Here is a 22766-nt window from a genome sequence, read left to right as displayed (position 1 = left end):
GAGGTTATTTTATGCAAAGCAGAAACATCTCTTTACGAAAAAAAACTCCACCGGACCGATGAGGGTCTGATGGAGTTTTTTACAATTATGCTATTCCGTAGCAACGGATTGGTCGGCTTGCATGTTGACCGGGGAGATACGGATGAAGTTAGCTTCAAGATTGCCCAGCAAAGCTTCGATTTTCGCTGCGGCTTCGGATTGACCGGAGTTCGCAAGCTCAGCGTGATAAGCTGTGAGCAATTCGGTAAGATCTTTTTTACTTTGAAGGCCGATAGGCTCAAGTTTAACTTTAGCGCCTTTAGCAATACGACGTTCGATCGCTGCTTGATCAAGACCCATTTCTGGAACAAGACGTTGGTAGATAACCCCACCAGTCATACCTGCACAGATCCATGGACCTGGATCGCCCATAACAACGGCACGGCCGTTTGTCATGTACTCGAACGCGAAGCCTTTAAGGTTCGCACGAGCAGCTAAACCGCCAAGCTCATCTTGCAAAGGTGTCGTGATTTCGCCGCCGAAGACAACGTCAGCACCGGAGAAACGGATACATGCACGTGTATCTGCACTGCCTTGAATCAAGAACAAACCTTTTTGTGCGCCGTAACCGAATGATTTACCAACGCTACCGTTGATGAAGGTATTGTTTTGGCCAAGTGATTTGACGATGGCAACTTTACCACCGAAAGCCATTTTACCAAGACCATCTTCAGCACCGCCGTGAACAGTGATGTTAACACCACGTGCGTTGAATGCGGCAAGACCGTTACCAGGAACGGAACCGTCAACAAGGTTAAGCGCAACAGCTGGAAGCTCATCGTAGCTGCCGTTGAAACGGTCTCTTACACGATGGCTGGAGTAACGAGTTCCAAGGATACGGGACTCGGCATCCACTTTGGACCAGTTACGTACGACAGGAGCATCGAACGATACGGACTCTGGGAAGAATTCCAAACCTTCTGCACCAGCCGCGATACGGATATCGGACGAAACCGCTGCTTCTTCAGCCGCTCTTGTCTCTTCAGAGATGAACTGAAGTGGAGCTGGACGAAGAATGTCGGACAGATCAATACGTTCAACGTGGCTGATTTGTTCCAATAGATCGGAACGGCCAACGAGTTCTTGTAAGCTTGAGAAACCAAGGGAAGCAACGACTTCACGTACTTCTTCACCCATCGAACCGAACAAACGAACCAAGCTGTCTACAGCTAGATCGAATTGACGAGGTACGAAACGGCGAAGACCTTTTTCTTCGGCTTCTTCCATGGAATCGATTTGTGTTGCGATACCAACGTGACAAGTGTCCAAGTGACAACCGCGACATGTTGTACAACCGATAGATTGCATTGCGATACTACCGAAGCCTGCACGGTTTGCACCGAGCATAACCATTTTAACAACGTCAGCGCCTGATTTCAGACCACCATCGGACCATAGCTCAACGCGGTGACGAAGACCAGCTTCAATTAAAGCAACGTGAGCAAGCTTCGTACCAATCTCCGTAGGAAGACCAACGTGCGTCAAGGAGTGAATACGAGCCGCACCTGTACCGCCGTCGAAACCGGAAAGGGTAATGACGTCAGCGCCAGCTTTAGCAACACCAACGGCAATCGTACCGATACCAGGAACAACTGGGATTTTTACGATGATTTTGGCTTTACGTCCGCTTCCTTCTTTAAGCTCGGAAATGATTTGCGCCAAGTCCTCGATGGAGTAGATATCGTGGTTGTTGGATGGCGAGATCAAGTCTGAACCGATAGTAGCGTTACGTGCTTCAGCGATTTTTGCTGTTACTTTGGAGCCTGGTAAGTGACCGCCTTCACCTGGCTTTGCCCCTTGACCGATTTTGATCTCAAGGAAAGCTACGGCGTTAGCAAGCTCAATGTTGACACCGAAACGTCCGGAAGCGACTTGCGCTCCGCGCGTTTTTTTGTAACGGCCAAGCATATCTTTAATCTCTCCGCCCTCGCCGTTCATGGTAACCATGTTCAGACGTTCGCCGGCTTCAGCATAGGCACGGAAAGCTGTTTCATTTTGTGAACCGAAGGACATAGAAGAAATCAACATCGGCAAGGAATGTCCGCCAATGGAAATATCAACTTGCGACGGATCGAGTGGCTGACGGCCATCGCTAATCGCTTTGAAGCCCGCAATATGACGAATGGAAATCGGATTCTTCTTCTCTTCTTCACGCAGTTTGTCGCGGTAGTCGCTGTAAGGAGCAGCTCCTGATGCAGCATCGCCTAGGGCTTTCCACATACGTTGGAAGAAACGGAAGTTTTTCGCTGCTTTCGCTTTCGGATTCGTGAAATCTTCATAACGTGCTTCAGCTTGAGTTTCAAACTGTGCAAAGCCAGTTCCTGCTTTTTCACTACCCAGGTAGTTCACGATATCCAGCACCTCGGATACTTCCGGATGGAAGCCAATGGAGGAGAAGAAACGTGTGTAACCACGTAGTTCATGCGTACCGATCGTAGAAATGACTTTTTCAAGTCCTTTCGTTAGTGCCGCATATACTTTACGTGCTGCTGCTGCATTGCCTTCTTTGTCAGAAGCCGTGGAGAACAACAAGTAAGGCGAAATCACATCTGCACCAAGACCACAAGCTACAGCAATATCATGCAGACTGCGAATAGCAGCTGAACGAAGGATTAGTGTAACATGGCGGCGCAGGTTGTCACCGAAACCGAGTTTCTCCGCACGAAGTGCGATATCGATTTTGGAAACTACGAGGTGCGGATCTAACCACAAGCGGTCGTTTTGGTGAGCTTCTGCATCGTCCAAGACGAGTAGAACAGCGCCATCACGTGCTGCGGAGATTGCATCAGCTGCAAGTTTGTTCAAGCCATCCTTCAGAGAAGTTCCTCTAGCGAATGTTGTGGATAGAACAGCAACTTTGTTATCACCTTGTGCGCGGAATTGAGCCAATAATTGCTCGAAAGATGGCTGTAACAAGTGCTCTTCGCTGCCTACACCGTTCGTTCCTTCAAGAACAAGCGGAGCAAGAAGCTCAAGACGAAGGTTGTTATCCACCTGTGCGAATACCGGAAGACGAGCACCAGCGATAACACGCGTGGAGAAATGCTCCATTTCACGGTCACGGTCAATGGCAGGGTTGGTTACAACGGCAACACTTTCTTTAATGAAGTCAGGCACGTTCTGGCGTTCCCATGCAAGCGCTGCGTGAGGGGAATCATGACCCAATGAACGAATTGGCTCAGCGCCAGTCTCGGACATGGATTCAATGTGTGAAATGCCGTCACGGTCCCAACCAAATGCACTGTAAACTTGATCTGTTGTAACAATATTCTCATTAAGCTCAGCTTCTGTATTCGTTGGGGCAGGGTTCAAATAAGAGCGGAGACCGCCAAAATTCACACGCTTGCTTACACGCTCATACACCAAGGATTGAACTTCATGGTAAGGAATAACTTGAATATGTTCGCCTGGTGTTAGAACAACACCGACTTTTTCACCTGGAGCGATTGGCTTCGGATCAGCAACCATTTCGCCAACCGTAATAACACCTTGCTCGGATGAGAAGTACAGGGACGTTTCACTTTCAACCATCCAGACGGGACGAAGACCCAGCGCATCTACGCTGAAAATACACTCATTACCGTAACGGGAAACGATCCCTGCTGGACCTTGTGCAAAGTGGCCCCATACTTGACGGTAGTAAACATATAGATCTTGAAGCTCGGGACGGAATTGTTTCATTTCATTAATAATAGGAGGGAACACCATTTCCATGGCTTCGAAAAGGGACAATCCAAAACGGTGAATGAACGTTTCGATCGTTCTGTTCATGTCTTGGGAGTCAGACCCACCGCTAACAAGTGGAACGCCAACCATGTCAGCTTCAAGACGAAGTTTCTTCACCGTGTTAATTTCACCGTTGTGTCCAAGAAGGGAGAACGGTTGAACGCGGAAGAAGCTGGACAATGTGTTCGTTGAATAACGGTTGTGACCGATGGTTACTTGGGACGCAAACAAAGGATCACGCAAGTCGTTAAAATATTTAGGAAGGATGCTTGCTGCACCTAGTACTTTGTAGGCAGATGTCACATTGCTAAGTGTCGCAACATGAACGTTGTAACGATCTTCAATCGCAATATGCAGCTCATAAAGGTGATCGGCAACTTGACCTTCTGTCTTATTGCTAATCGCTGCAATTTGCCAGAACGTAGGCTCATCGAGCAAACCGTTGGCACCAAGCGAACCGCTGTCAACAAGGTTTTCTTGCTCAAGAATAATGGATACATCATGGGAGGCAAAAAGCTCACGAATGCCGTTTTGAATCTCAGCAACGGTCAAATCCAACTTACGTGGAACAAAGATATGTCCAACAGAAAAACGGTTGTCAAAAGCAAGTTTGCCGTCCAGACCCGCATCTGTTAATTTCTTTTCCCAGAGAGTACGTGGAATGTCTGTTAAAATACCGCAACCATCGCCTTCACCATTGATAAATCCTGAACGATGTTCCATTTTAACAAGGGCATCAATCGTTTTTTGGATGTTATCACGGGAAGGGTGACCATTTTTTTCAATAATACAAATAATACCGCAGCTGTCGTGTTCGGTTCCTAGTAGATCTTGAAAACGGCCTTCATTACGCATAATTTCATTCATTGCTCTGGTCAGTCGCCTGACCGTCACCTCCCATACATAATTAAACTCCTCTTGCTTACGCTTCTTGCATTCTGGCGCTGATGAGCCTGCCAGCTCTCACATTTTAGGGAGAAAAGCCACAATATGCTTAAATCCGAAATATGCATGAATGTGTATAAAAATGCAATATAACTGAATATCATGCCGATTTACAGGAGATAAATCTCTTGAAATACGGCAAAAATCGACTCGTAGGAAAGTAAGGCATCGCACACAAAAATCCGTGTAGTATTTGTAAATCATGCCCTAACTTTCTAGGAAAATACTGTGTATTCAAGCCGTTTCGCTAAAAGGGTAAAAGTAATCTTAGAATAGCATGAAAAACTTCATCCGACAATACTTGCAGACGTAAATCACGAATGTAAGCGTTACCTTTTTTGTATATTGGTGAATAAAACCATAATATATATGACTCTAGTACGTGTAGAAAGACGAACGAACTATAATCCAGATAGGATCATAGTTCGTTTTTGGGACAATCAGCGTTTTGACATGACTTTGAAAGCGCGATCTGCCGCTTCGAGTGTTTGGGCAATATCTTCATCGGTATGGGCGATCGTCATGAACCAAGCTTCGTATTTGGAAGGAGCGAGATTGATACCTTGCTCCAGCATCAGGCGGAAGAAATCAGCAAAGCGTTCGCCATCGGTATCTTGCGCTTCCTCATAGTTGGTGATCGGATGATCACAAAAATGGGTAGAGAAGGCGCCGCCGATGCGGTTCAGCGTCAAGGCAATGCCATGGCGCGCGGCGGATTCCGAGATGCCGCTAGCAAGGCGTGTGCCAAGCTGCTCGAGCTTGGCGTAAACACCAGCCTGCTGGAGCACCTCCAAGCAGGCGATGCCCGCCGAGATGGAGGCGGGATTCCCCGCCATCGTGCCGGCTTGATAAGCAGGTCCGAGCGGAGCGACCTGCTCCATCACTTCCTTGCGGCCCCCGTAGGCCCCGATCGGCAGCCCGCCGCCGATCACTTTGCCGAGGGCCGTCAGGTCCGGTTCGACGGCGGCGAAGCGGGCCGCCGCCTCGGTAGGGCCTCCCTCTAGAATAGGGAGGTCTTCATAGGTCTGTGCCGATCCGTAATGGAATCGGAACGCCGTGATGACCTCGTCGTAGATGACGAGGGCACCGTGCTTGCGAGCAGCTGCGCAGAGCTGCTCGAGGTAACCGGCATGGGGCATGACCATGCCGAAGTTGCCGACGATGGGCTCGACCATCACCGCGGCAATGTCTTCACCCCAACGCGCAAGCGCGGCCTCTAGTGCCGGAATGTCGTTGAACGGCACGGTGATGACCTCTTGCGCAATGCTTGCCGGCACGCCAGCGCTGTCCGGCGTGCCTAGTGTGGACGGCCCGGAGCCGGCCGCCACCAGCACGAGATCCGAGTGGCCGTGGTAGCACCCGGCAAACTTAATGATCTTGGTGCGCTTCGTGAACGCGCGCGCCACACGAATCGTCGTCATCACGGCCTCGGTGCCGGAGTTGACGAAGCGCACTTTGTCGAGCGAGGGAATCGCCGACTTCAGCATCTTGGCGAACTCGATTTCGAGTTCGGTCGGGGTGCCGTACAGCGTGCCGTTCTGTGCGGCGCGGATAATTGCTTCGGTCACATGCGGATGTGCGTGACCGGTAATGATCGGACCATAGGCGGCAAGGTAGTCAATGAAGCGATTCCCGTCTACGTCCCAGAAGTGTGCGCCTTGCGCGCGCTTCATGAAGACGGGCGCGCCGCCGCCAACGGCTTTGAATGAGCGGGAAGGGGAGTTGACCCCGCCGACGATGTGTTGCAGTGCTTCTTGATAAAGAAGCTCGGATTGCTTGCGTTCCATGAGCGAATCATTCCTTTTTATCTATAGTAGTGTTTAACGTAATGACGTTTTACAAATGACAAATTTCCAATTCTGTCATACTCATTTTTTTTGCTTCGATATAGTTAGGTTGTCCGTCCGTCGCGCTTGGAGCCTATCAGATTGTGCCTTACCTTGGACCTTGCGAATCGTCGCCTTTAAGCCCCTCACACGAAAAATAAGAGTGGATACCCACTCTTATTATCCGATCAGTCTTCATATTCAACCTATTGTGCCTATTTCACGGTTTTCCCTGCCACCTTCGGTGTTGGCGAAGGTGAAGGCTTGGTTGGTCCCGTATCGGCATCCGCAGTACCAGCGAAAAGGTTTTTGATATATTGCTGGAGCTTCAGCCTATCTGCTGTAATTACGGAAGCGCCGCGGATCGTTTTCTCCATGAGCAGATCCGAAGGAGGGAGCTGCGAAGAGATGATACCGTCAGCTTTCGCTTCATAGCCAAGGCTTCCGAGCTTGAGCATGTCCGTTACGCTAAGATTCGTATCAATATACGGATCGATTGCATTCAGAATGCGCGGCAGCTTGATCAGCGATGAAGTGGATTGCATTTTAGCTGCAACTGCAGTCAGGAACTTTCTTTGCCGCTCTGTTCGGGAGAAGTCGGACAACGCATCGTGGCGGAAGCGAACATATTGCAGGGCTGTTTTGCCATCCAAATGCTGTTGTCCTTTTTTCAGATTAATATCATAGACATGATCATCTTCAGAGTCGGAGTATTTCATATCTTTCTCGACATCAATGTCGATGCCGCCGACAGCATCAATAAGTGCGATGAAGCCTTTGAAATCTGTGTACACATAATATTGAACCGGAATGCCAAGCAGATCGCTGACGGTTTTCATGGCCAAATTAGGACCGCCTGTCGTAATTGCCGTATTAATCCGGTCTTCACCTTCGCCTGGGATTTTCACGTAGGTGTCTCGCAGAATCGAGAACAGATGAGCCTTCTTCGTGACAGGATCGATGGAGGCTAGCATAATACTGTCTGATCTTGGTAACTCATTCTTTACCATGCCGCGAGAATCGCCGCCTAACAGCAAAATATTCACCCGCTGCTTACTTTCCCATTTCGGCGGTGTGTATTTATCTCCATTTTCCTTCACGGTGTTCGGAATTAGGCTTGTGCTTCCACTACCTTTCCCATCATTACTATCTGATTTATGAGAGATATTATTAGCAAAGCTGTAGAAGGCGTAAGTATAATAGCCAGCGACCACCATAAGAAGCATTACGATCAGGAGCATGGTCCGTTTGAAGATTTTCATACTATGTAAGCTCCTCTCCAAGGTAAAATTCCGTGTGATTTAAGGGGGAAATACAATGCATGCTAATCTGTACTTTTTTTTCTTACAGAATTGAGTTATCATGAGCATGTTGTACGGTTGTATGAAACGTCATTATGATCCATATTATAGATGCTACGAAACTTCGATAGCAAGTTATGACGAATGTTGCCGTAATCTGTAACCGAGACGACGAAGTCAGGGGGGAAGACGCATGTTAGCCATAGATGTTCAAATGCTGCGCAAAGAATTTCAAGTTCAGCAAAGCCGCGGTGGTCTCAAGGGTGCCGTGCAAGATCTATTCAAACGAGAGTATAAGCAAATTACAGCCGTGAAGGACATTAGCTTTCAAATTCCGAAAGGTGAAATTTGTGGATATATTGGTGAAAATGGGGCTGGGAAATCAACGACAATCAAAATGTTGACGGGTATCCTCGTCCCAACGTCCGGCCACATCAAAGTGAATGGCTACGTACCTTTTAAAGAGCGTGAGAAATTCGTTGCTGGGATCGGTGTTGTTTTTGGTCAGCGCAGCCAGCTCTGGTGGGACATTGGCGTGGTGGAGTCGTTCCAGCTGTTGAAAAAGGTGTATCGTGTCTCCGAAGCTGATTATAAGAAACGTCTCGACGAGCTTGTTGACCGTTTGCAGCTGTCGGATCTCTTATCACGACCTGTCCGTAAACTCAGCTTGGGTCAGCGGATGCGCTGTGAATTAGCGGCTTCCTTGCTGCATAATCCCGAAATTTTATTTCTGGATGAACCGACCATCGGTCTGGACATTGTTGTGAAAACAGAGATTCGCGAATTTCTGAAGTCGCTCAATCAGCGATATGAGACGACAATCCTGCTCACAACGCACGATCTGCAAGACATCGAAGCGCTGTGCTCCCGTGTTATTATGCTAGATGACGGCCGAATTATTTATGATGGCGGTCTGGAAGAATTGAAAGCGAGATGGGGCAAAGGCAAAGAGGTCGTGCTGCAGTTCGAACATCCAACAACGTTAGCTCGTCTTCAAGAGTTGACTCTTGGCTTGGATGTAGCCTGGCAGCTAGACAATGAGCTTTCCGCCAAAGTGTTCATTCCCTATGAAAGAGCGAATATCTCGGACGTATTAAGCCGCGTCGTTGGGGTATTGCAAATTCAAGACATCAAGATAAATGAAACGAATACGGATGATATCGTTCGTGAAATTTATAAATCAGGCTCGGCCGAAGTAAAACGTTTGGAGATTGATCAGCCAGAGGGAGTCACGACACATGCATAGAGCTTATATAGAAGTCATACGCATGCGGTTCCTCATGATGCTCGCTTATCGGGTGAATTACTACAGCGGGATCCTGATCTATGCGCTTAATATTGGCTCCTACTATTTTGTCTATAAAGCGATTTATGGCGACCAAGCAGTCATCGGAGGACTTACCCTAGGTCAAATGACAACCTATGTGGCGATTTCCTGGATGGGCCGCGCTTTCTATTTTAATAACTTAGATCGTGAAATCGCGAGTGAGATTCGGGATGGCAGTGTAGCCATTCAATTCATCCGGCCTTACAATTATATCTTTGTGAAAATGATGCAAGGCTTAGGTGAAGGGGTTTTCCGTCTATTGCTCTTCACGACACCTGGTATGATCCTGATCTGGCTGCTGCTTCCGATTCAATTCCCAACAGATCTAAGCTTGTGGGTCATCTACTTAGTGATGCTGTTCTTCAGCTTTCTGATTAATACGCAGTTGAATATCATTACGGGCTTGTTTGCTTTTTTTCTTGAAAATAACGAAGGTCTTATGCGCATGAAACGCGTGGCGGTTGACCTGTTCTCAGGGCTCATTATTCCGATTTCCTTCTTCCCGGGATGGTCCAAGTCCGTTCTTGAGTGGATGCCCTTTCAGGCGATCACTTATTTACCCAGTGCAGTGTTTACAGGGAAAATTACGGGTAATGCCATACTCCAAAACTTTGGCGTACAAGTACTCTGGTTCCTGCTCCTTATTATTCCGATCTATGTGCTGTGGGTTAAATCCAAAACACGTCTATTCGTACAGGGAGGGTAACGCATGTTCTATATCACCCTCGTTTTCGACTATTTCAAAAACTACATGAAAACAAGACTCACCTACCGATCCGATTTTTGGATTGAAGTGCTGTCGGACTTGTTGTTTAATGGCTTGAATCTATTCTTCATTCTTGTCGTTTTTCTGCAAACACAATCGCTTGGCGGCTGGAATCAAGAACAAATTTTGTTCATCTACGGTTATTTTATGATCCCATATGGCATATTTATTTCCTTTTTTAATCTATGGGGTTTTAGCGAGCGCTACATTGTCAAAGGGGAAATGGATCGTATCCTAACGAGACCGGCCTACAATCTCTGGCAGCTTATGCTCGAGAATCTCGATCCAGCTTCCATGTTCAGTGCGTTGGCGGGTTTAGTGGTTATGATCTACTCCTGGGTACAGCTCGACCTGCCGTTCCACTGGCATGATCCGCTGATCTTCATCGTCATGGTGGTGGGCTCGATCCTCATATATGCCGGGGTCTATATTTCCTTGACCTCGTTAGCGTTCTTCTCCGATGCACCAACGGGTATCCTGCCGTTGATCTGGAACATTCAGAACTATGGGCGTTATCCAGCAACGATTTATAATAAATTGTTACGAAGTATTCTGACGTGGATTCTACCGTTTGCATTTGTCGGCTTCTATCCAGCGGCGTATTTCATTGATCCTGAGAACTGGAAGTGGTTCGCCCTGCTAACCCCTGTGGTTGGTATCGCGTTTAGTGTGCTAGGCATCACGGTTTGGAATATTGGTGTGAAGCGCTATCGCGGCGCAGGTTCATAACTCAAATCATAAGGCCGTCCTACAAGGTGAATAACCTTGCGGGACGGCTTTTTTTGTATAGAATCCCCCTTCTAGGAGCTGTAAGGGTGAAAAACACGCTTACAGCGTGAGGATGTCCGGGGATCCGCCAGAAGGAAAGCTGTAGCGTTGAAAAACATCATTCATTCTCAGAAGGTGGTTCTGAAAAATGTTCCGTAAGAGGTTCCGTAAGAGGTTCTGTAAGAGGTTCTGTAAGAGGTTCGGTAAAAGGTTCTACGCTCGGGAGTGGTTGCTCAATAGAAGCGGTCGAAAAGCGCCGCATCGGCGCTCTCTTCGCTTTCGAGCAGCTTAGATCATACTTCCGGCCATTAGCTCTGCCGAACTGGATGATTTTACGGATGATCGATTTGTCCTCCAGCTTGGTGAAGGGACAGGGATCGGGCCGCGTGTTGACCTCGAGGATCCATGGCTTGAGCTTATGATCGACGGCGATGTCGATGCCAAGCTCGTTCATGCCTGGATATGCGCGACCTAATTGAAGAGAGGTCAAATAGGCTATTTTCTCCATTTTAAACATAAGAATAGACGTTGCATCGACGCCGAATTGGGGTTCCAAGAGGTCGTAGGGACTGTAAATGGTGCCGCCTTGACTGCCATTGGTTACGGCCTTCTGTGGATGAGCAACCCTTGCAGCTGTTCCTGTACATACCCATTTCCCCGAAGGGCTGCGCTGAATCATGACGCGGAAGTCGTAGGGATTGCCCTCGTGAGTGAGGACATGGATTCCCTTCTGAATGAGATAACGCTTGGTGCCGCAGCGGTGTTGAAGTGACTGATACATTTTCTCGAATGTCGGAAAACGGTAGATGTTCACCCCGCTCTGATAGCGATAGATACCTCCCCGTTTCTCAACGCGCATAACTCCTATACCGAGGGAACCGATGTCGGGTTTAACATAGAGCATACCGTGCTGGGCGAGCATGGCAGATAGTCTGCTGCGATCAAAAGGATGCGTAGTCGGCACATACTGGCGCAGCTTTACATTCCGAAGTATGACGCGTGTTTTAATCCATTTGCTTGAAACAGCCTTCAGTGAACTTGTCATGGTGACGATCCTCTTTCTACCGAGTACGGCGTTTCATTATTTCATTATGATATGAACGACAGGAGGGGCAGGTGAACAGGGAAAATGATTTTGGAAATTAGGAATAAAGAACGATGGGCAGGAAGGGCGCATAGAATATGTAGTCAGGTGGATTTGAGGTGCATGTTTCAGTTAGTAGAGCTGAGAGGAGGAGCCGCACGTCTATGCGCATGAAAGATGTTACACACAGGATGAAGCGGCAATTTCCCTGGTTGCTGCCAGGACTCGAGCAGGAAGCTTCAATAGATCAAGATGAGTTGGAAGAGCTTACTGCACTACCGCTAGTGTCAGCTGGAATGCTGGAATCGTTTTACTACACAGAGGCTAACCCGTTTTTACAGGAAGTGGATATGAATTCGTACCAGACGTCAGGCACGAGCTCGAAGCGGCGAAAGACTATTTTTTACTCCCAATCAGACGAAGAAGCTTATTTGCGAATCAAATTGGACGTTTTCCGTACCATTCTGGAAGGCACCCGTTATCGAACTGCGATGGCGGATATGGGTACAGGTCATGCGGAGGCAACGGCAGTGGAGGTATTTCGCGAGCTCGGTATGGAGGTGGAGTCGTTATCCTTTCGGCTTCCAATTGAGCAGCATATTGAACGGCTTCAAAGCTTTAGACCCGAGGTGCTGTATACAATGCCATCCATTTTGGATCGGATTTTGCAAGCGTCGGAGGATCCTGCAAGCTATGGCATCCAGCATGTCATTCTAGTTGGGGAGATTGCTTCACCAGGTTGGAGACAACGTACAGCCGAAAGACTGGGGATAGCCGAGACGCAGATCACCGATACGTACGGCTCCATCGAGATTGGGACCATAGCCTACTTTTCACACAAATACGGCAGATATTTATTTGCAGAGGGCATCCTTGCAGAGGGTGTCAAAGCGGAGCTGATAGATGCGGATATGGAGCCTCTGCCGGATGAGTTAGAGCAAGTATTGATCCTCACCTCAACCGTAAGGGATTCGTTCCCGGCGCTGCGGTACGTCACCTACGATGTTGTACGGGATTTGAGAGCTATAGATGTCGATGGAGTTCCTACACAGAGCTTTCAGAGCATCGTGAAACGCATCGGGCCTGACCTGAAGCACGGGGAGAAAATCAGTATCTATGACATAGAGGATGTCGTCTATCGTCTTCTTCGTGAAGCGAGCGTTCGTGTACAGGTAAGCGGTAACGCATTAACTGTATTTGTCTACAGCGCACTTGCAACACCAGTCGTTCTGGACAGCATTCGTGCAGATGTGGAAAGCCGCATTCCAGCTATCGGCATGATGATTCAGGCAAAGCTGTTGGAAGGCATTCAAGTTATCGGGGGCACCTTTGAGGATTCACAGAACCGCACCTCCGTGAAAAATAAGAAAATTTTTTACACGTAAAGGAGGGGAAGCGAATGGAGCTTGAAGGAGGTATTGTCCAAGCGATCGGGCATACGCCGCTTATTCGGCTATCACGTTTGTTTAAGGATCAACCCTTTGAGGTTTATGGCAAAATGGAATGGATGAACCCTGGCGGCAGCGCGAAGGATCGACCTGCCTTGTTTATGCTGCGGGAAGCGATACGCCGAGGTGAGGTGACGAGCGAGAGTGTCATCGTGGAGTCTAGCTCCGGCAACCTGGCGATCAGTCTGGCTCAGCTCTGCCGATATCTCGGGCTTCGTTTCATCTGTGTTGTTGATCCCCGCACGACGCAGCAGCATTTGCAAATCATCCGCAGCTTCCATGGGGAGATCGATCTCGTTTCCGTGCCGGATGAGGCGACGGGCGAGTTTCTGCCGGCTCGGATTCGGCGAGTAGCTGAGCTAGTGAGTCAAATCCCTAATGCGTACTGGACGAACCAGTACGGAAGCCCGGACAATGCGCTGGCTCATAGCGAGACAACGATGCGGGAAATTGGCGAGCAGCTAGGAGCGGTGGATTATTTGTTTTGCGGAGTTAGCTCGTGTGGAACGATTCGAGGCTGTATGGAATACATCCGCAGTCGTGGATGGTCAACACAGATCGTGGCAGTGGATGCCGAAGGCAGCGTTATTTTTGGCGGGGAAAAAGGTTCGAGGAAGTTCCCAGGATTAGGTGCCGGTATTACACCGGGCTTGCATCGGCATGATGTTGCGGACAGGGTTATGTACGTCTCGGACAGAGATTGTGTGGAAGGCTGCCGTGCTTTAGTGCGGCAAGAAGCCGTACTAGCGGGTGCTTCCTCCGGAGGCGTTATTTCAGCGATACAACGAATGAGCGGAATCATTCCCGCAGGAGCCATTTGCGCAGCCATTTTGCCGGACCGTGGTGAACGGTATTTGAGTACTGTGTATAACGATGAATGGGTTCGACGAGAAATAGGGTATACACCGAGTAACTAGCATGGGAGACTAGCGGATGTTGTATTTACAGGATGACCATATCCGAGAAATCGGAATCGATTGGAAGAAGCTAACCGACATCATTCAAAATGTCGTTGCCATACAAGATAGCGGGGACTGTGCACACCCTTTGAAGCCGTACTTACGTTTTCGTGATCCGAGGAACCGTATTATTGCGATGCCTGCCTATGTGGGCGGTAACATCGAGATGTCGGGTATCAAATGGATTGCGAGCTTTCCAAATAATATCCAATTGGGACTGCCAAGAGCTCACAATACATTGATTTTGAATAATCCCTCGACGGGTGAGCCTACGGCATTTATCCACAGTGGACTGTTGAATGGTTTGCGAACCGCAGCGGTTAGCGGTGTGATGATGAACCACTATGTCGCTGCCAGGAAGCCGAGACAGCTACGCATCCTCTTACTAGGATGGGGGCCGATCGGACGCCTGCATTTGGCTATGTGTGTGGCTTTATTTGGAGATCTGATTAGCCATGTCAGCATTTATGATCTCAAGGGGGTTGACCCTGCGACGGTTCCAGCTGACATTCAAGAGAAGACGCGGATTGTAAACGATTGGCGAGCGGACTACCGTGAGGCTAATGTGATCATGACCTGCACGGTCTCTGCTGAGCGGTATATTGATGAAGTTCCACCCAAAGGTGCACTCCTTCTCAATGTCTCCCTGCGCGATTATAAACCGGAAAGCGTGGCGGGCGTGAAAGCGATCATTGTGGATGATTGGCGCGAGGTGTGCCGTGAACAGACGGATATCGAGCAGCTGCATCTCCTGTATAACTTACAGGAAGCGGGCGTCCGCACATTAGCCGATGTGGTGCTTCGCGACCAACTAGCTAGTGTGGAAGCAAGAGAGCCTGTGTATTTTAATCCGATGGGCTTAGGTATCTTTGACATTGCCATCGCAGGTTACTATTGGAGGGAAGCCTTGCGTCTGGAGAAGGGCGTTACGTTAGAGCGAAGTGGGTTGAAATAGCAACAACTGCGATGGGGCATCGAGTAGGCAGTACTTTGGTAGTGGGAATTCACAAAAGTAAACAGAGATCGGCTCTCCTAGAGAGCGTCATTTGCTTGTTATCCACATCTATCCACAGAGTTACCCACAAGTCCACAGGGCCATAAGTCCCTGTTGTGTATAACTTATTCAACGTGTATTAACATATCCACACACTAAGATATCCACAGAAAATCGTCTGTGGATTATTTTTTTGTCTTTGGATGGTGACTCCTTATGCAGACCCAACCCAACCAACCCAAGCCAACCCAACCCAACCAACCCAAGCCAACCCAACCCAACCCAACCCAACCCAACCCAACCCAACCCAACCCAACCCAACCGTTAACCGCACCCTATCAAACTAACTGGATTTTCTACATCTATTCGGGCGATATCTCACGTTTTGGACGGGTTAACTGCATTTCCTACAGTTATTTTTCAACGATTGCCCCGTTTCTTCCAAATCCCAATCAATTAACTGTAGTTTTTACAGCTATTCCTGAAAGAACGTCCGATTCGCAGGAATTAACTGTATGTTATACAGCTAAACACTCAGACAAGTCCCCATCGGACACCTCAATCCTTGTCTGAACCTTTGCAAAGTGGACTAGTCAGCCCACCACATGCTCAGAATCCGAGTAGTATTTGTCACAAAACCCGTACCTATTTCGCCTTATAGACGTAAAGCGAAATGGAGGATGATGAACATGACAAAATACGACACAGCCGTCATTGGTGGAGGCTTAGCTGGATTCATTGCCGCACTTGAAGTAGCGAAGGGGGGCAGAACCGTTGTTCTGCTGGAACGATCAGGGCGAATGGGCGGCAGAGCGATGACGAATAAGAAAAATGGTGTGCTTTTCAACCTTGGCGGGCATGCCTTATACCGTGCAGGAGATGCCTTTCGAATTCTGCAAGAGCTTGGTGTTCGTATCGAAGGAGGCCCGCCTTCATCGAAAGTCAATGCTTTGTGGAACCGCGGGGTAGTGCCGATGCCGGCAACGCCGCTCAGCGTGCTCACATCGAAGCTGCTTTCGTGGTCCGGAAAGCTGGGACTTCTGCGACTCGTCATACGGCTAACCAAAATGGACGCGAGCAAGGTTGGAAACGCACCGTTGAGACAGTGGGCGGAGCAAGAAATTGCCGATCCGATGGTTCGTCATATTTTTTACTCGTTGTGCCGAACGGCAACTTACACGTATGATCCAGATCATCAGCTTGCTGGTCCGGTGCTAGGGCAGGTTCAGCGCTCATTAAAAGGAGTTCTTTACATCCACGGAGGCTGGCAAACGATCGTCGATCAGCTTCATGAGAAAGCGATTGAAGCAGGTGTCCACATTATAAGTGGTTCCGACGTGAAAGAAATCGTACATGCGAACGGTCAGGTGCTGGGCCTCAAACTTGTTGATGAAGAAATGGTCGAAGTATCGCATGTCATCAGCACCGCGTCCCCATCGGAGACCTACAAGCTAGTTCCAAACGCAGACCGCACGATATTGAAGCAGTGGAAGGACGAAGCGCGCCCCTCGAAGGCTGCATGCCTTGACTTAGGCTTGAATAGGCTCTCCGTTCCAGGTCGAGATGTGGCTATCGCGTTGGATCAACCGATCTTTTTCTCGCATCACACCTTAAATGCCAAGCTTAGTGAGGACGGCACCTTAGTCGTGCATATGGTCAAATATAACGGATCTGGGGAAAGTAACCCGAAGGATGATGAGGAAACCCTTACTGCTGCCATGAATACCCTGCATCCGGGTTGGGAACAAGAAGTCGTAGCTAAACAGTTTCTGCCGAACATGACGGTCGTCCACGACACCTTGCATGTAGGTAAATCCAATCTGCAAACGGGCCCAGCTGTCAAAGGTATTCACGGTCTCTATGTAGCTGGAGACTGGGTAAGCCATGGCGAAATGCTGGCCGATGCCTCGGCGGCAAGTGCTAGACGCGCAGCCCACGCTATTTTAAAAACGCCTCAGTTCGCTTAGAATTATCCTATAAAAGTAAAAATCGGGAGGTGTGGCAAGATGGAAATCACAGGAGCAGAAGCTTCCGAGCAGATCTATCTGTCCTATAAGCCATTGATGTTCTCGCTTGCGTATCGCATGCTGGGCAGTGTGATGGATGCGGAAGATGTCGTGCAGGAGGCATTTCTGTATGCCAATGAGACGAATCTGGACCACGTTCACAATCCCAAGGCTTATCTATGCAAAATCGTCACAAACCGCTGCATCGACAACCTGCGCTCTGCTAGCAAAAAGCGAGAGGTCTATGTCGGGCCTTGGTTGCCGGAGCCACTGTTGACGCCTAGTACGGATCATCAGATTGCACCTGATCTTGCGTATACACACAAAGAGTCACTGTCCACCGCGTACCTTTTGCTCCTGCAGCAGCTATCTTGGATAGAGCGGGCGGTCTTCTTGCTTCGCGAGGTCCTGCAGTATGAATATGATGAAATCGCGGAGATTGTGGGCAAAAGCAGCACGAATTGCCGTCAAATTTTCCGTCGAGCCAAGAACGCGATTAGTCATCCGCCAGAGGAGCGGGAAAGTGAAACGAAGTTACCACTTAAATCACCGGATCTTAAACAAACGACAGCGGTCGTGGAACAATTCGTACACGCGCTTATGTCAGGCAATATCGGTCAATTGTTAACCATCGTGAAATCTGATGCGGTTCTATACTCCGATGGCGGAGGCAAGGTGAAAGCAGCGATCCACCCTATTTTAGGAGCAGAGCGAATTGCCAAGTTCTTGTCTGGTATTTTGGGCAAATTACCGGAGGGTTATCGCTATACGTTAACGACAGTGAACGAACAAATAGGGATCGTAGCCTATGTGAACGAGCAACCCAATAATGTGATGACCTTCCAAGTGGAGGATGGTCAGATCAAGTCATTCTATCTCGTCGTGAATCCTGATAAATTGAAGCACCTCGAAACAAGGTAAACGGAAGCGTGAGGTCTTATCCTCTTATATAGAAAGCTGCTCATGAGTCATTGCGATTCGTAGCAGCTTTTTTTCGTTTGATGTCATCCTGGGAATGTCGCATAATGGATGAAGTTGATAGCTGGCTAGCAAGTGAAGAAAGAGGAGAGAACCGCAATTGAAAAAAGTGAATGAAACGGCAGTAACCAAGCGTAAGGCACCAGCCTTCTCGCTGCCTGCCTCTAACGGAGAGAAAGTTTCTTTAGCCGATTATAAAGGGCGCAAAGTCGTCGTTTATTTTTACCCGCAAGACAATACACCAACCTGTACACAGCAATCCTGCGACTTTAGAGACTATAATGGAAAGTTTGCCGAGTTAGGTGTAGAAGTGATTGGCATCAGCCCGGACGAGCTGAAATCGCACGACAAATTTATTGCCAAGTACGAGCTTCCATTCCTCCTGCTTTCAGACACGAATCATAAAGTAGCTGAGAAGTATGGGGTATGGGCGCTCAAAAAACTGTATGGTCGCGAGTATATGGGCATTATTCGATCGACGTTTCTTATCAATGAAAAAGGATACATTGTGAAGGAATGGAGTAAAGTGAAGATTAAAAATCACGTTCAATCTGTGTTAGATGCTGTTCTGGAAATGAAGTAAGTTCAAATACGTTCATCGAGGTGTTAATAGAACATGTGGCTCATGCTCAAAGACCGAAGAATGATGTTTCTAATGATGGCAAACATGTTATCCTCGATCGGCTCTGGGATTACGATGATCGGGGTGCCATGGTTACTGGTGAATCGGGCAGGAGGAAGTGAGATATACGGGTACGCAACGCTCGTTTCTACCCTCATTCTGTTCCTGCTATCGCCTCATATAGGCGCGTATATTGACCGCATTTCTCGGAAAAAAATGCTGCTGGGCAGCGAAATTGTCGGCGGTGCTGTCACTCTGCTTTTTGCGTTATGGGGGATCCTAGCTGGTCATTTTGAAACATGGCAATTAATTGTGATTTATTTCAGTGGCTCTCTTTACTATAATGTCCACTTTCCGACGCAGTTCGCGTTTACCCAGGAGATCTTCTCCAAGGAGCAGTACAAGACATTGAACGCGATCCTCGAGGTGCAAAATCAATCGACCTCCATGATCGCAGGGGGCTTGGCGAGTCTGCTGATTGACCATATCAATTTTGGATGGATCCTATTAGCGGATGCGATGACCTATTTCTTAGGCTTTGGCCTTTTTCTGCTCATTCCTTATATCAAGAATAAGTCTGTCACAGCCACGGGCGCTGTCTCCATGTGGGCCAATTTTAAGGAAGGGTACACGTATTTGAGGACGAGACCGCTATTGGTCTTATTTTTCCTGTGTGCGCTGATGCCTTTCCTATGTGTGATGGTGGGGAACTATTTGTACCCTGTGTACATTACAAGCGTTCTTCATGGCGGTGCCAATGTGCTTGGAGCGGCAGATATGATATTTGCCATAGGGGCTATCGCGGCAGGTTTAACGATTCCGCTTATCATGAAGCGTCTAGGGGCATATGCCACAACGATTCTCGCATTTGTCATGTTTAGTCTATCAATCGTGTTCTTCTATTCGTTTCCAATCGTTTCTATCTTTCTAGTATTTAAAACGCTGAACGGCTGGGGAAATGCAGGAAGTCGCGTAGCGAGGAATACAATCTTAATGGAAATCGTGCCGAATCATTTGATAGGCCGTGTGAACAGCTTCTTTAACACCGTAGGTATGGGGATGCGCGTTCTGCTCATCGCCGTCTGTACGCAAATCGTTTCCTTTCAGGGGGCGAGATCCGCGATTTTGCTGCTTGGCTTGTTGCTGATCGTGAGCTTTGCAGGTCTGATCGGCAGTCGCTCGCTGTTTAAAATAGGCACGAAAGAGGAGCGCCATAGCTTGCCTCAGGAAGCTTAAACGAACTGCCAAATCATTCATGAACGATGCTTCTCATTGCTGAGAAGGATCGTTTTTTTTCAAATATAGAATGTATGTTTCACATTATAAGGTGGCTATATTCTCTATAAACGCACACGTCCTAAGAGGACGGTGTAGCCGTTTATTTTGTGTCATACTCTCATACCTTCGCCCATATAATCTATCAGATGTCAAAATGATAGAACATGCGGAGGGATCATCGGATGCGCTTACAGGTACAAGCTCCAAACAACAGAAGGCTGCGAAATCAAATCATGATGGTTGTTGTTTTACTAGTTTCACTCTTGGTTGGTTGGATGCCAGCCAAAGCTGCGGAGAATGAAGTTGATCCAGCCGTGCAAGAGGCGTTTCAACAGCTTCAAGCAGGGAAGCGACTGAAGAGCGAAAGAACCTACGTAACACCGGAGCAGCCGACAGTGTATCTGACATTTGATGATGGTCCAAGCAAACTGACGAATCAGGTGCTGGATATTTTAGATAAAGAAGATGTTAAGGCGACGTTTTTCGTACTTGGCGAGCAAGCGAAAGCGCATCCTAACGAACTCAAAAGAATCGTAAAAGACGGTCATGCCATTGGCAATCATACCTATAATCATGTTTATAAAGAGCTTTATAGTGATTTTCAAACCTTTTGGAATCAAATTGTGCGCAGTGAAGACGCTATTTCAGATATTGTGGGGATCAGGCCTCAACTCGTACGTGCACCTGGAGGTACGGCTACTAATTTTGATGCCTACTACTTTTATTTGATGGAACAGGCAGGTTATATCATGCAGGATTGGAATGTCGACAGCGGAGACTCCAAGAGAGCCAATGTGCCAGTGAATGAAATTTGGCAAACCGTGAAGGCTTCACCACTTGATCGTGAGATCAACATTCTTTTCCATGATGGAACGGGGCATGAATCTTCTGTTGCCGTATTACCCCAAGTTATTAGTTATTATAAAAAGTTAGGATACGCTTTCGCCACGTTGACTGATCAAGTAAAGCCCAAACAATTCGCCATCACGAAACCGAAATGGTCGCGAAATATGAGCTTGCAGCATTTTCAAGCGCTGGTAGACCAAACGCAGCAATATGCGGTAGCTCACCCGAGCCCTGCTAATCTTGCAAAGATGGCAGAGGAAAAGCGCCTCGTTCAGAAGCTGGAGGCCGAAGCGGCAGCGAAAGCCAAAGCGAAGAAGGAAGAAGAGGAGGAGGCTGCGCGTATACTCGCCAAACAAGCGGCCTTGCCTCTGCAGGTTCATGTGCTCGGAGGCAATACGTTTAGCATAGAGCCCTCCATTTATAAGCTGCGTGCGAATCAAATAGAGCTGCCCCTGCGTTATCTGATCGAGAAGATGGGCGGAAAGGTCGAATGGCAGGCGAGTACGAAAACAGCCAATGCGCATTACGGCATCTATGATATGGATTATGATCTAGTCAATAGAAGCATTCGTTTGTACACCTTAGGTACGCAAACAGCTGCCTATTCGCTAGCGGATATGGATATGCAGAATAATCAAATTATCGTTCCTCTGCGCAAAACCATAGATGCATTAGGCGGCCGAATTACGAATGCGGTAATGGCAAGTGACAATCGTCAAGTCACTATGGCGCTGCGACCTCTCTACTTTTTCAAAGAAAATAATAGTATTCTCAAAAACTCTCTATTTGCTATGGGTGGTTAATGTCTAAAAGAGTAGAGAGCTGGAAAAACTAGAAGCATACCCTTATTAAGGAGGCTTCTTGTCTATGGCGTCGAAAACCCGAATATTCGATCAACCGCAGCCTCTTGTGGAACGGATGATCATGAACGTAGAAAAAGTGATAGTTGGCAAAAGAGAGACGATAGAGAGAGCTTTTATCGCGATGTTAAGCGGCGGTCATCTACTGCTAGAAGACGTTCCTGGTGTAGGCAAAACTATGCTAGCACGCGCATTAGCCAAAACGATCGGTTGCGAGTTTAAGAGAATCCAATGTACGCCAGACCTGCTTCCTTCGGATGTGACAGGTGTTTCTGTTTTTAATGTAAAAAGCAATGAGTTTGAGTTTCGTCCTGGGCCATTAATGACATCGGTCGTACTTGCTGATGAATGTAATCGGACTTCTCCGAAGACTCAGTCTGCTTTCCTCGAAGCGATGGAAGAGAAACGCGTGACCATTGACGGCACGAGCTATGAGTTGCCTAAGCCCTTTGTCGTCATCGCGACCCAAAATCCGATGGATTATGAAGGGACGTATGCTCTGCCAGAGGCGCAGATGGATCGGTTTATGATGAAGCTTTCGCTCGGTTATCCAACGCATGATCAAGAGATTCTGATGTTGGATCGCTTGCAGGATCGCCATCCGCTGGAAAGTCTGAAGCCTGTTATCGTGCAGGACGAATTTGTGCAATTGCAGAAAGAAGCGTCCATGATCCATGTGGATAACACGTTAAAAGATTTCATCGTTCGCTTAGCTTTAGCGACGCGGGACCATACTGATTTTTATGTAGGCGCAAGTCCGAGGGCATCGTATGCCTTGATGCGTGCTGCACAAACGGCGGCTTACGTGAAAGGGAGAAGCTTTGTTGTTCCGGATGATATTAAGGATTTGGTTTTACCCGTTTGGACGCACCGACTTATTCTGACTTCGGATGCTCGCATGATGGGGCGTTCGGCAGAACAGATTCTTAAAAGCTTACTAGATGGTATGCAAACTCCAGTTCTTCGTTATGTTACAGCGAAGTAGGGGGCCAT

16 protein-coding genes are annotated in these 22766 nt (G+C 48.1%); 12 read left to right on the top strand and 4 right to left on the bottom strand.

The features are described from left to right. Positions 1 to 90: 90 nt before the first annotated feature. The 3 genes from AC58QG_RS32790 to AC58QG_RS32780 form a co-directional block, all read right to left on the bottom strand. Positions 91 to 4632 (bottom strand): glutamate synthase-related protein, encoded by a 4542-nt coding sequence (locus AC58QG_RS32790; RefSeq protein ID WP_497366218.1) that lies wholly within the window; start codon positions 4630 to 4632, stop codon positions 91 to 93. A gap of 518 nt (positions 4633 to 5150) precedes the next feature. Continuing rightward, entirely contained in the window at positions 5151 to 6497 is a 1347-nt protein-coding gene (locus AC58QG_RS32785; RefSeq protein ID WP_497366217.1) for a glutamate-1-semialdehyde 2,1-aminomutase, read from the bottom strand. A gap of 254 nt (positions 6498 to 6751) precedes the next feature. Beyond that, the gene (locus AC58QG_RS32780; protein ID WP_497366216.1) at positions 6752 to 7798 is read right to left on the bottom strand and encodes an LCP family protein; all 1047 of its coding nucleotides are present in this window, start codon (positions 7796 to 7798) and stop codon (positions 6752 to 6754) included. A 232-nt stretch (positions 7799 to 8030) separates the two neighbouring features. Here AC58QG_RS32780 and AC58QG_RS32775 point away from each other — a divergent pair, with 232 nt between their 5' ends. From AC58QG_RS32775 to AC58QG_RS32765, 3 genes are read left to right on the top strand one after another with little or no spacing between them, the layout of a single operon-like run. Beyond that, positions 8031 to 9083: an ABC transporter ATP-binding protein gene (locus AC58QG_RS32775; protein WP_497366215.1), complete on the top strand. Its 1053-nt coding sequence runs from the start codon at positions 8031 to 8033 to the stop codon at positions 9081 to 9083. Further along, the gene (locus tag AC58QG_RS32770) at positions 9076 to 9870 is read left to right on the top strand and encodes an ABC transporter permease (protein WP_497366214.1); all 795 of its coding nucleotides are present in this window, start codon (positions 9076 to 9078) and stop codon (positions 9868 to 9870) included. Before AC58QG_RS32775 ends, AC58QG_RS32770 begins: the two co-directional genes overlap by 8 nt. Positions 9871 to 9873: 3 nt before the next feature. Beyond that, on the top strand, positions 9874 to 10659 hold the full coding sequence (locus tag AC58QG_RS32765) for an ABC transporter permease (protein WP_497366213.1): 786 nt from the start codon (positions 9874 to 9876) through the stop codon (positions 10657 to 10659). Positions 10660 to 10816: 157 nt separating this feature from the next. Here the strand turns inward: AC58QG_RS32765 and AC58QG_RS32760 are convergent, their stop codons facing one another. Beyond that, positions 10817 to 11743 (bottom strand): YheC/YheD family protein, encoded by a 927-nt coding sequence (locus AC58QG_RS32760; protein ID WP_497366212.1) that lies wholly within the window; start codon positions 11741 to 11743, stop codon positions 10817 to 10819. Between the two features lie 203 nt (positions 11744 to 11946). On the opposite strand from AC58QG_RS32760, the gene AC58QG_RS32755 reads away from it, so the two are divergent. From AC58QG_RS32755 to AC58QG_RS32715, 9 genes are all read left to right on the top strand, one after another. After that, the gene (locus AC58QG_RS32755) at positions 11947 to 13167 is read left to right on the top strand and encodes an AMP-binding protein (RefSeq protein WP_497366211.1); all 1221 of its coding nucleotides are present in this window, start codon (positions 11947 to 11949) and stop codon (positions 13165 to 13167) included. 14 nt (positions 13168 to 13181) lie between these two features. Continuing rightward, complete coding sequence (gene sbnA / locus AC58QG_RS32750) at positions 13182 to 14147, top strand: 2,3-diaminopropionate biosynthesis protein SbnA (protein ID WP_497366210.1); 966 nt, start codon at positions 13182 to 13184, stop codon at positions 14145 to 14147. Positions 14148 to 14163: 16 nt separating this feature from the next. Beyond that, on the top strand, positions 14164 to 15144 hold the full coding sequence (locus tag AC58QG_RS32745) for a 2,3-diaminopropionate biosynthesis protein SbnB (RefSeq protein WP_497366209.1): 981 nt from the start codon (positions 14164 to 14166) through the stop codon (positions 15142 to 15144). A 728-nt stretch (positions 15145 to 15872) separates the two neighbouring features. Then, positions 15873 to 17150, top strand: a complete 1278-nt coding sequence (locus AC58QG_RS32740) for a phytoene desaturase family protein (RefSeq protein ID WP_497366208.1) — start codon at positions 15873 to 15875, stop codon at positions 17148 to 17150. Between the two features lie 39 nt (positions 17151 to 17189). Beyond that, positions 17190 to 18110 carry an RNA polymerase sigma-70 factor gene (locus AC58QG_RS32735; RefSeq protein WP_497366207.1) on the top strand — a complete coding sequence of 307 codons (921 nt, stop codon included), beginning with the start codon at positions 17190 to 17192 and terminating at the stop codon, positions 18108 to 18110. 157 nt (positions 18111 to 18267) lie between these two features. Beyond that, positions 18268 to 18750, top strand: coding sequence for a thioredoxin-dependent thiol peroxidase (gene bcp, locus AC58QG_RS32730; protein ID WP_497366206.1), 483 nt, complete (start codon positions 18268 to 18270; stop codon positions 18748 to 18750). 33 nt (positions 18751 to 18783) lie between these two features. Further along, a complete protein-coding gene (locus tag AC58QG_RS32725) occupies positions 18784 to 20025 on the top strand; it encodes an MFS transporter (protein ID WP_497366205.1) in 1242 nt (413 codons plus the stop codon). A gap of 224 nt (positions 20026 to 20249) precedes the next feature. After that, on the top strand, positions 20250 to 21716 hold the full coding sequence (locus AC58QG_RS32720; protein WP_497366204.1) for a polysaccharide deacetylase family protein: 1467 nt from the start codon (positions 20250 to 20252) through the stop codon (positions 21714 to 21716). Between the two features lie 64 nt (positions 21717 to 21780). Further along, complete coding sequence (locus AC58QG_RS32715) at positions 21781 to 22758, top strand: AAA family ATPase (protein ID WP_497366203.1); 978 nt, start codon at positions 21781 to 21783, stop codon at positions 22756 to 22758. The last annotated feature ends 8 nt before the right edge of the window (positions 22759 to 22766 follow it).

Source organism: Paenibacillus sp. J22P169 (assembly GCF_059691995.1).
This window is presented reverse-complemented; position numbering and strand designations above follow the sequence as displayed.

What these genes read in the sequence shown, in the direction of transcription:
- AC58QG_RS32790 (WP_497366218.1), bottom strand. Translation starts at nt 4,632, where the DNA reads ATGAATGAAATTATGCGTAATGAAGGCCGTTTTCAAGATCTACTAGGA.
- AC58QG_RS32785 (WP_497366217.1), bottom strand. Translation starts at nt 6,497, where the DNA reads ATGGAACGCAAGCAATCCGAGCTTCTTTATCAAGAAGCACTGCAACAC.
- AC58QG_RS32780 (WP_497366216.1), bottom strand. Translation starts at nt 7,798, where the DNA reads ATGAAAATCTTCAAACGGACCATGCTCCTGATCGTAATGCTTCTTATG.
- AC58QG_RS32775 (WP_497366215.1), top strand. Translation starts at nt 8,031, where the DNA reads ATGTTAGCCATAGATGTTCAAATGCTGCGCAAAGAATTTCAAGTTCAG.
- AC58QG_RS32770 (WP_497366214.1), top strand. Translation starts at nt 9,076, where the DNA reads ATGCATAGAGCTTATATAGAAGTCATACGCATGCGGTTCCTCATGATG.
- AC58QG_RS32765 (WP_497366213.1), top strand. Translation starts at nt 9,874, where the DNA reads ATGTTCTATATCACCCTCGTTTTCGACTATTTCAAAAACTACATGAAA.
- AC58QG_RS32760 (WP_497366212.1), bottom strand. Translation starts at nt 11,743, where the DNA reads ATGACAAGTTCACTGAAGGCTGTTTCAAGCAAATGGATTAAAACACGC.
- AC58QG_RS32755 (WP_497366211.1), top strand. Translation starts at nt 11,947, where the DNA reads ATGCGCATGAAAGATGTTACACACAGGATGAAGCGGCAATTTCCCTGG.
- sbnA (WP_497366210.1), top strand. Translation starts at nt 13,182, where the DNA reads ATGGAGCTTGAAGGAGGTATTGTCCAAGCGATCGGGCATACGCCGCTT.
- AC58QG_RS32745 (WP_497366209.1), top strand. Translation starts at nt 14,164, where the DNA reads ATGTTGTATTTACAGGATGACCATATCCGAGAAATCGGAATCGATTGG.
- AC58QG_RS32740 (WP_497366208.1), top strand. Translation starts at nt 15,873, where the DNA reads ATGACAAAATACGACACAGCCGTCATTGGTGGAGGCTTAGCTGGATTC.
- AC58QG_RS32735 (WP_497366207.1), top strand. Translation starts at nt 17,190, where the DNA reads ATGGAAATCACAGGAGCAGAAGCTTCCGAGCAGATCTATCTGTCCTAT.
- AC58QG_RS32725 (WP_497366205.1), top strand. Translation starts at nt 18,784, where the DNA reads ATGTGGCTCATGCTCAAAGACCGAAGAATGATGTTTCTAATGATGGCA.
- AC58QG_RS32720 (WP_497366204.1), top strand. Translation starts at nt 20,250, where the DNA reads ATGCGCTTACAGGTACAAGCTCCAAACAACAGAAGGCTGCGAAATCAA.
- AC58QG_RS32715 (WP_497366203.1), top strand. Translation starts at nt 21,781, where the DNA reads ATGGCGTCGAAAACCCGAATATTCGATCAACCGCAGCCTCTTGTGGAA.